Source organism: Micromonospora parastrephiae (genome assembly GCF_016802865.1).
Classification (GTDB): domain Bacteria; phylum Actinomycetota; class Actinomycetes; order Mycobacteriales; family Micromonosporaceae; genus Micromonospora; species Micromonospora parastrephiae.
Genome location: NZ_JAEVHM010000052.1, coordinates 25,186 through 32,340, shown reverse-complemented (window position 1 = coordinate 32,340; position 7,155 = coordinate 25,186). Strand labels below are relative to the sequence as shown.

General features: G+C 72.7%; 6 protein-coding genes and 1 pseudogene. 2 read left to right on the top strand and 5 right to left on the bottom strand.

Features of this window, described 5'->3' with window-relative positions; translation table 11 throughout:
- Positions 1-168: 168 nt before the first annotated feature.
- The 3 genes from JNW91_RS13530 to JNW91_RS13520 all read right to left on the bottom strand — a co-directional run bounded on the left by JNW91_RS13530 (position 169) and on the right by JNW91_RS13520 (position 2,536).
- Positions 169-741: a GNAT family N-acetyltransferase gene (locus JNW91_RS13530; protein WP_203175182.1), complete on the bottom strand. Its 573-nt coding sequence runs from the start codon at positions 739-741 to the stop codon at positions 169-171.
- A 94-nt stretch (positions 742-835) separates the two neighbouring features.
- Positions 836-1,276, bottom strand: a complete 441-nt coding sequence (locus JNW91_RS13525) for an EVE domain-containing protein (protein ID WP_203175181.1) — start codon at positions 1,274-1,276, stop codon at positions 836-838.
- 33 nt (positions 1,277-1,309) lie between these two features.
- On the bottom strand, positions 1,310-2,536 hold the full coding sequence (locus tag JNW91_RS13520) for a hypothetical protein (RefSeq protein ID WP_238424914.1): 1,227 nt from the start codon (positions 2,534-2,536) through the stop codon (positions 1,310-1,312).
- Between the two features lie 37 nt (positions 2,537-2,573).
- Between JNW91_RS13520 and JNW91_RS13515 the strand changes: the two are divergent.
- A pseudogene (locus JNW91_RS13515) lies at positions 2,574-4,127 on the top strand (NAD(P)/FAD-dependent oxidoreductase); the annotation flags it as partial.
- A 177-nt stretch (positions 4,128-4,304) separates the two neighbouring features.
- Here JNW91_RS13515 and JNW91_RS13510 read toward each other — a convergent pair.
- Positions 4,305-5,495 (bottom strand): MFS transporter, encoded by a 1,191-nt coding sequence (locus JNW91_RS13510; RefSeq protein ID WP_203175180.1) that lies wholly within the window; start codon positions 5,493-5,495, stop codon positions 4,305-4,307.
- Positions 5,496-5,561: 66 nt separating this feature from the next.
- On the opposite strand from JNW91_RS13510, the gene JNW91_RS13505 reads away from it, so the two are divergent.
- On the top strand, positions 5,562-6,107 hold the full coding sequence (locus JNW91_RS13505) for a CGNR zinc finger domain-containing protein (protein ID WP_203175179.1): 546 nt from the start codon (positions 5,562-5,564) through the stop codon (positions 6,105-6,107).
- Positions 6,108-6,156: 49 nt separating this feature from the next.
- On the opposite strand, the gene JNW91_RS13500 is transcribed toward JNW91_RS13505, so the two are convergent.
- Positions 6,157-6,975, bottom strand: a complete 819-nt coding sequence (locus tag JNW91_RS13500; RefSeq protein WP_203175178.1) for a hypothetical protein — start codon at positions 6,973-6,975, stop codon at positions 6,157-6,159.
- Positions 6,976-7,155: the final 180 nt, after the last annotated feature.

Here is a 7,155-nt window from a genome sequence, read left to right as displayed (position 1 = left end):
TGACGACGGTGGACCGCGTCGGTCAGCTCGGCCAGCGCGACGAGCTGGCTGAACCGGGTGCGCGCCTCGCGCAGCGGCACGGAACGCGGCGGGTCGGGGTGCGGGGTGGAGCGCGGGGACGGCCATGGATGCATGGTGCCGCGCGGGTACGACAGAAATCCGCCGTCGTCAGTGGACGGTGGGTGGCGAGTGGGTGGGCGCGGCCAGCCACTCGTCGGCCAGCACCGACCAAACCTCAAGGTCGATGCGTCCGCGCGGGCTCGGGTAGAGCTGGCGGAGCGTGCCGTCGAGGCGCAGGCCGAGCCGGGCGGCGAGGGCCTTGCTGCGGGTGTTCTCGGCGTTGGTGCGCCACTCCACGCGCTGGATGCCGCGCTCGCGGACCGCCCAGTCGACGATCCGGCGGACCGCCGGCGCGACCATGCCTCTGCCCTGCGCCGCCGGCTCCAGCCAGCAGCCGACCTCGCAGACGCCCAACGCGACGTCGAACGACACGAACGTGACGCCGCCGACCAGCGTGCCGTGCCACCACAGTCCCCAGATGCCGCCGGTGTCGCTGGCCCAGCGGTCCGCGTACCGCTGCAACACCGCGCGGGCAGAGGGCAGGTCGGTGGCGACGAAGGAGGGCGAGGCCCAGGGCCGGATGTGCTCGCGGGCCCGGTCCAGGTGGGCGAGGAACTCCTCGGCCCGCCACGGGTCCAGCGGGCGCAGTTCGACCTCCTCGGTCAGCGGCAGAGCGAACACCGGGCCTCCCCACAGGGTGCGCGTGCAACGACGGGTAGCAGGCTCGCACAGGGCCGGAGGTCGAGCGCAGGCCGGGGCACCCGGACGCGCGCGCTCAGGCCGGCAGGTGGGTACGCAGGGCGGTGAACTGGGCCACGGTCAGGTAGGAGGGGTTGGCGGCCTGCGGCTGCCGGAACACCTCCAGGGCGGCGAGCCGGTCGTCGGCACGCAACACCGGTCGGGGCACCCGGTCGCGCTCGGCGAGGATGGGCAGGTTCAGTGGCACCGACCAGGGCTGCCCCGGCGGTCCCGGGTCGACCGCCCCGGTGACCCGTCCGACGCCCCACACCCCGTACGGCAGTCGACCACGGCTGCCGCTGGCCCAGAAGACCACCGGCTGCCCGGCGCGCATCAACCGCGCCCGGTAGCCGGGGCGTACGCACCAACTCGTCACCAGCGGCTCCCGGGCGAACCGGGCGCTCAGGTCGACCAGGTCGGCATTGCCCTTGATCAGCCAGGCGCCCAGGTCGTCGAGGCGCACCCGTGGCTCGGTCATGCGTCCATCCTGCCCGGCCGGCGGTGACGTCAATCAGATGATCATGTGGGTCCAGTAGCTGAGCCAGAGCACGAACAGCGCGCCCTGCACCACGGCGAGCGTCGCGGTCAGCCACACGTCGACGCTGGCGCGGCGGGCCCAGCGGGCCAGCACCAGGGCCACCGGGAAGGCGGCCAACAGGTAGCGCAGCAGGCTCTTGTAGACCGGCGGGCCCATCGACAGCGGCACCAGCACCATGAGGACGCCGTAGACCAGGTATGCCAGCTCCCGGCGGCGGAACCCGGCGACCAGCACGGCGAGGACGGCCACGGCGAACCACACCCGCGCGGCGTCGCGCGGCTCCCCGGCCAGGCCGCCGAGCAGCACCGGCACCGGGTTCTGCATTCTGATCCCCCACCCGGTCTGCTGGGCGTGCTGGTAGGCGAACCAGTCCCCGCCGCGCCACCGGCAGAACGCCATGAAGGTGAACCAGCCGGCGGGCAGCAGCAGCAACGGCCATCCGGTCCGCAGGTAGCCGAGCAGGGCGCGCGGGCCGAGCCGCCAGTCGTGCTGGCGCAGCAGCACCAGGGCCAGCGGCAGCGCGACGACCAGGCCGACCGACCGGCTCATCGCCAGGAAGTAGCCGAGCACGCCGACCAGCAGCCAGCGGCGCCGTTCGGCGTAGAAGAACGCGGCCAGCGCGAGGCAGACGAAGAGCGACTCGGTCAGCGCGGCCTGGAACAGGAACGCGGTCGGCAGCAGCACCAGGTACCGGGTGAAGCGGCGGGCCGCGTCCGCGTCGCCGAGCAGCAGCTCGGCCAGCCGGTAGCCGTACCAGAGCGACAGCAGGAACGCGACGTTGCTGATCAGTAGCAGGGCCAGGGCGTTGTCGCCGCCGAGCAGCGCGCCGACCGGCCGGGCCAGGAACGGATACAGCAGCGGGAAGCCGAAGTCCCGCCACGGCCCGGTCAGGGGCAGCTCGCTCAGCCGCAGGTAGAGATGGGCATCCCAGGCGAACCACAGGGAGATCCACCGATGCCCGGAGATCTCCCGCTGCTGCGCCCGCATGAGCGCGTCGTCGGGGGGTGGCGCGCCGGGGACGCCGTCCCAGGCGTGCAGGACCAGCAGCCCGAGCAGGGTCAGCAGCACCTTCGCGCCGACGAACAGACCGATCACGTACGGCCAGGGCTCCGGAACGCGACGGGCCAGCCGCGCGCCGGCCCGGCCCGCCCCGGCCAACCGGGTGGCCAGCGCCGTCACGCCGCTTCGCCCCCGGTGCATCCGCCCCGCTCCCCCGGTTTGCCGGCCCACCCGCCGCATGGGGGTGTCGCCCTTCCCGTTGTACGCCGTCGCGCGCCCCGCCGGAGCGGAAACACCACGACAGCGAGGTGACATCTCAGGCATAACGGGTACGCGCGGCGCCTCAACCATCACGGTGAGCAGGGAGTACGGCGGCATGGGCGAGCAGCACGGCACGGTGATCATCGGCGCGGGGCCGGCGGGACTCACAGCGGCGTACGAGCTGCTGCGGCACGGCCGGCCGGTCCGGGTCTTCGAGGCCGACGAGGTGGTCGGCGGGATCAGCCGGACCGTCGAGCGCGACGGGTGGCGTTTCGACATCGGCGGGCACCGGTTCTTCACGAAGGTGCCGAGGGTGGAGGCGTTCTGGCACGAGATCCTGCCGGACGAGGACTTCCTGACCCGACCTCGGATGAGCCGGATCTTCTATCGGGGCGCGCTGTTCAACTACCCGCTCAGCGCCGTGAACGCGCTGCGCAACCTGGGGCTGCCGGAGGCGGTCCGGTGCCTGGGCTCGTACGCCCGGGCCCGGCTGCGCCCGCCGCGGGACCAGTCGCACTTCGAGGGCTGGGTGTCGGCCCGGTTCGGGTGGCGGCTGTACTCGATCTTCTTCAAGACGTACACCGAGAAGGTCTGGGGTATGCCGGCGGACCGGTTGCAGGCCGACTGGGCCGCGCAGCGGATCAAGAACCTGTCGCTGGCCACGGCCATCCGCAACGCGCTGCTGCCCAGCCGGCGGCGCACGGACGTGACCAGCCTTATCGAGCAGTTCCAGTACCCGAAGTACGGGCCGGGCATGATGTGGGAGCGCTGTGCCGAGCAGGTCCGCGGGCGTGGCGGGCACCTGTCGACCGGCACCTGGGTGACCGCGGTGCACCGCGACCCGAAGCGGCGGCGGGCGATCAGCGTGACGGTCGACGGGGCGGGCGGGCAGCGCACCGAACCGGCCGACCACGTGATCTCGTCCATGCCGATCTCGGAGCTGGTGAGCGCGCTGCGCCCGCCGGCGCCGCCGGAGGTGCTGGCCTGCGCCGCCGACCTGCGCTACCGCGACTTCCTGACGGTCGCGCTGGTGGTGCCGGCGGAGTTCTCGTTCCCGGACAACTGGATCTACGTACACGACCCGGGGGTGCGGGTGGGCCGGATCCAGAACTTCGGCTCCTGGTCGCCGTACCTCGTCAAGGACGGACGCACCTGCCTGGGCCTGGAGTACTTCGTGTTCGAGGACGACGAGATGTGGCGTACCTCGGATGCCGACCTCGTGGCGTTGGCCACCGCGGAGCTGGAGCGGTTGGGGTTGGTGCGACCGGGCGTGGTGGAGGCCGGGTACGTCGTGCGCATGCCGAAGGCATACCCGGTGTACGACGAGCGCTACCAGCACAACGTGGACGTGATCCGGGCGTGGCTGGCCGAGGCGGTGCCCAACGTGCACCCGGTGGGCCGCAACGGCATGCACCGCTACAACAACCAGGACCACTCGATGGTGACCGCGATGCTCACCGCCGAGAACATCGCCACCGGCAGTACGCACGACGTCTGGTCGGTCAATGTCGAGCAGGACTACCACGAGTCGTCCGGCGGCGACGGTCGGCGCGGCACGGGCCGGGACGCGCCGGTGCTGCCCAGCCGGATCGTCACCGCCCCGATCACGACGCCCGACGGTGTGGGTGCCGCCGGCGACGGCGCCGGCCGGCGCAGGCGCCGCTGGTCTGACGGATGTCCGGCGCGGTGCTCGGCGGGGGTCAGCCGCCTACCGGCCACGCAGCAGTACGCCGCCCGCCATTCCCGCGACGATCGGGAAGGCGGCGACCAGCAGCAGTTGGGCGCTCGCCGGCAGGTGGGCGGCGAGACCCATGAGGCCGGCGCCGATCGCGGCAGCCGCCACCTTCAGTCCGGCGCCGATGGTGAAGACCTGCGTACGGATCGCCTCGGCCGCCAACTGGTTCCGGGCCAGGAACAGCGCTGCGGTGAACGGCCCGGTAAAGAGCCCGGACAGCGCGAACAGCGCCGCGGTCAGCGGTAGGGAGTGCACGGCGGCGGCCAGCGCGAGGGGTACGCCGCTGGCGGCCATGGCCCAGACCGTCACGCCCGGCGCGCAGGACGCCGGCAGCGGCCGCCATGTCCAGAGCAGGGAGCCCACGAACGCGCCACCGGCGATCACGCTGAGGAGCAGGCCAGCCCGCGTGGGTTCGTGCGCCGCGGCAGCCAGGGTGGTGGCGACGACGGCAAGACCGCCGAGGCCCAGTTGGCCGAAACTGGTGGCGAGGGTGAGCACCCGCAGGGCCGGATCCCGCGCGATCGTGCGGGCACCGTGGAACAGACCTGCCGTTCGTTGCCGCTCCGTCGCGCTGTCGGAGGCGGACAAGCGGAGAGACGCGACGCCGAGTGCGCCGATCGCGGCGGCGATCGCGAGCGTGAGGGTGGCGGTGCTCGGGCCGGCGGCCGCCGCCACCAGCCCGACCGCCGCCGGCCCCGCCATGCCGGCGATGCTGTAGAACAGCGAGTCCAGTGCGAAGGCGCGAGCCTCCCGCCCGGGTCCGGCCAGCTCGGCCAACCGGCTGGTCAGCCCTCCGGTCACCGCCGGTCCGCAGCACCCGGCCAGCGCGAGGACGAGGTAGGTCTGCCACAGCGGCGCGTGACCGAGCAGGGCGACCGGGGCCGCGAGGGCGCCGGCGAAGACGGTGATCGCGCCGGCGAGCACAGCCGTCGGCCGCCGCGACCGATCGACCAGCGCGCCGACCAGGGGCGCGGCCACAACGTGTGGGATGAGCAGGGTCGCGACCAATGTCCCGCCGACGGCGGCGCTGCCCGTCCGTTCGAGGGCGAAGACCACCAGCGCGACGCGTGCGCCTTCGTCGGCCGTACGCGCCAGCAGCGCCGCGGCCAGATAGTGGGCCAGCCGTGCGGGGTTCAGACGGGTACCGGAATCAATATCCGTCACCTGTTCAACCGGTGATGCCACCGGACCACTCTTGCAGCACGTCGCGTCACCGGTCAACATGGTGACGTGAAGTTCGAGTTCATCGCCGACCGGCCGGTACTGGACTTCGTTCCCACGGTCTCCGAGCGCGGCCACGCCGACGTCGAGCAGCTGACCGCCCCGGAGGATTTCGCGGACTGGGCCGTCCAGGCGGGCATCGTCGAGCGGCCTCCTCGCGTGGACGATGCCGGCCTGCGGCAGGCCAAGGATCTCCGGGAGGCGATGTTCCGCCTGGTCCAAGCCCTGATCGACGGCACCGCCGCGGCCACGGCGGACCGCGAGCTGGTCAACGAGGCCGCGGCAGGCCCGCTACCCACGCTGCGCCTGGACGATGACGGGGTGCACCGCAGGGGCGACATGGACGCCGTCCTGGCGGTTCTCGCGCGCGACTGCCTGGAGTTGCACGCCAGCGACGACCGCCACGCCCTCCGATGGTGCGCCGACGAGCACTGCACCCGGGCGTTCGTCGATCGGTCGCGAGGCTCGCGGCGGCGCTGGTGCGGCATGCGCGGCTGCGGAGACCGTGCCAAGGCCGCCGCGTACCGCCGGCGAAGGCGAACACCGGCCCGGTGAGGGCGGTCATGCCCGGCGTACGCCGAACGCCACCCGTCGAGGGCGACTCCTAACTCGGCAGGTGCGTGCAGTGGACGACCGTGGCGTCGTCCGGGATCTGAGCATTGGGGCCGTCGGCAGCCTGGGCTTCGAGCTGCCGGACGCGGCGGATGACACCGGATGGGCCGTGGGCGGCGAGCAGCTCCAGGACGCCGGGCCAGTCGGTCACGCCGTACGGGCTCACGATGCGACTGGCGCCATTGCTGAGCAGCGCGACGCCGTTCAGGTCATGCAGGGACCGGCTGCCGGTCACCGCCTCCTGCGCGGCACGCGGGTCGTCCTTGGCAATCCAGTAACCGCCCGGCTGGTTCCGGCGTGCCCGCAGCGCCGTCACGCAGGAGTCGCGAGCGCGCTCGTACTCCGGTGTTCCCTGCGCAAGCCCCTCCAGGGGCGTCGCGCAGTCGCGCCTGGCAAGCACCTCGCGCTCGTCGGTGATCACCTGCGGGCCGGCGTGGGCCTGGTCGAGGACGAGGAAGGAGTCCGCGAGCAGGAGATGGTCCAGGCGGCCCCGGTGGGCGCGGACCATCCCGACGGTGGCCTGGGGGCTCGCAGGGTCCGCGATGTCGCACGTGTCGCCGTGCTCGGCGGCCACCTCGCCGATCGCGGTGGCGAGGATGCCCGCGAGGTCTTCCCCGCCGTCGCGCGAGAGGTGGCCGAGCAGCGTGCCACCAAGGCGGTGCGTGTACCAGGCGACACCGTGCGAGCAGAGCGATTCGGCGCCCGGGATGCCGGCACCGTCCAGCAGGACGACGGCGTTCGGAACAGCACCGACAAAGTCCTCGTTCGGCCGACCGGTCCTACCCGCGCTCGTCGCCGTGCTGACCCGCACTCGTGTCCTCCGCGGTGGGATGCTCCAGGGCAGCGGGGCGCTGGGACCCTGCTGCCTTGAAGGCGTTGCGTAGGCTGCAGCCTGCCCACACAGGACAGCATCATGGCAGGTGGACGCATGCCGCTACCGGAAGTCACGGCCCTGAACATCCTCGAAGGCAAGGGCTTCAACGGTGCGAAT

What these genes read in the sequence shown, in the direction of transcription:
- JNW91_RS13525 (WP_203175181.1), bottom strand. Translation starts at nt 1,276, where the DNA reads ATGACCGAGCCACGGGTGCGCCTCGACGACCTGGGCGCCTGGCTGATC.
- JNW91_RS13520 (WP_238424914.1), bottom strand. Translation starts at nt 2,536, where the DNA reads ATGCACCGGGGGCGAAGCGGCGTGACGGCGCTGGCCACCCGGTTGGCC.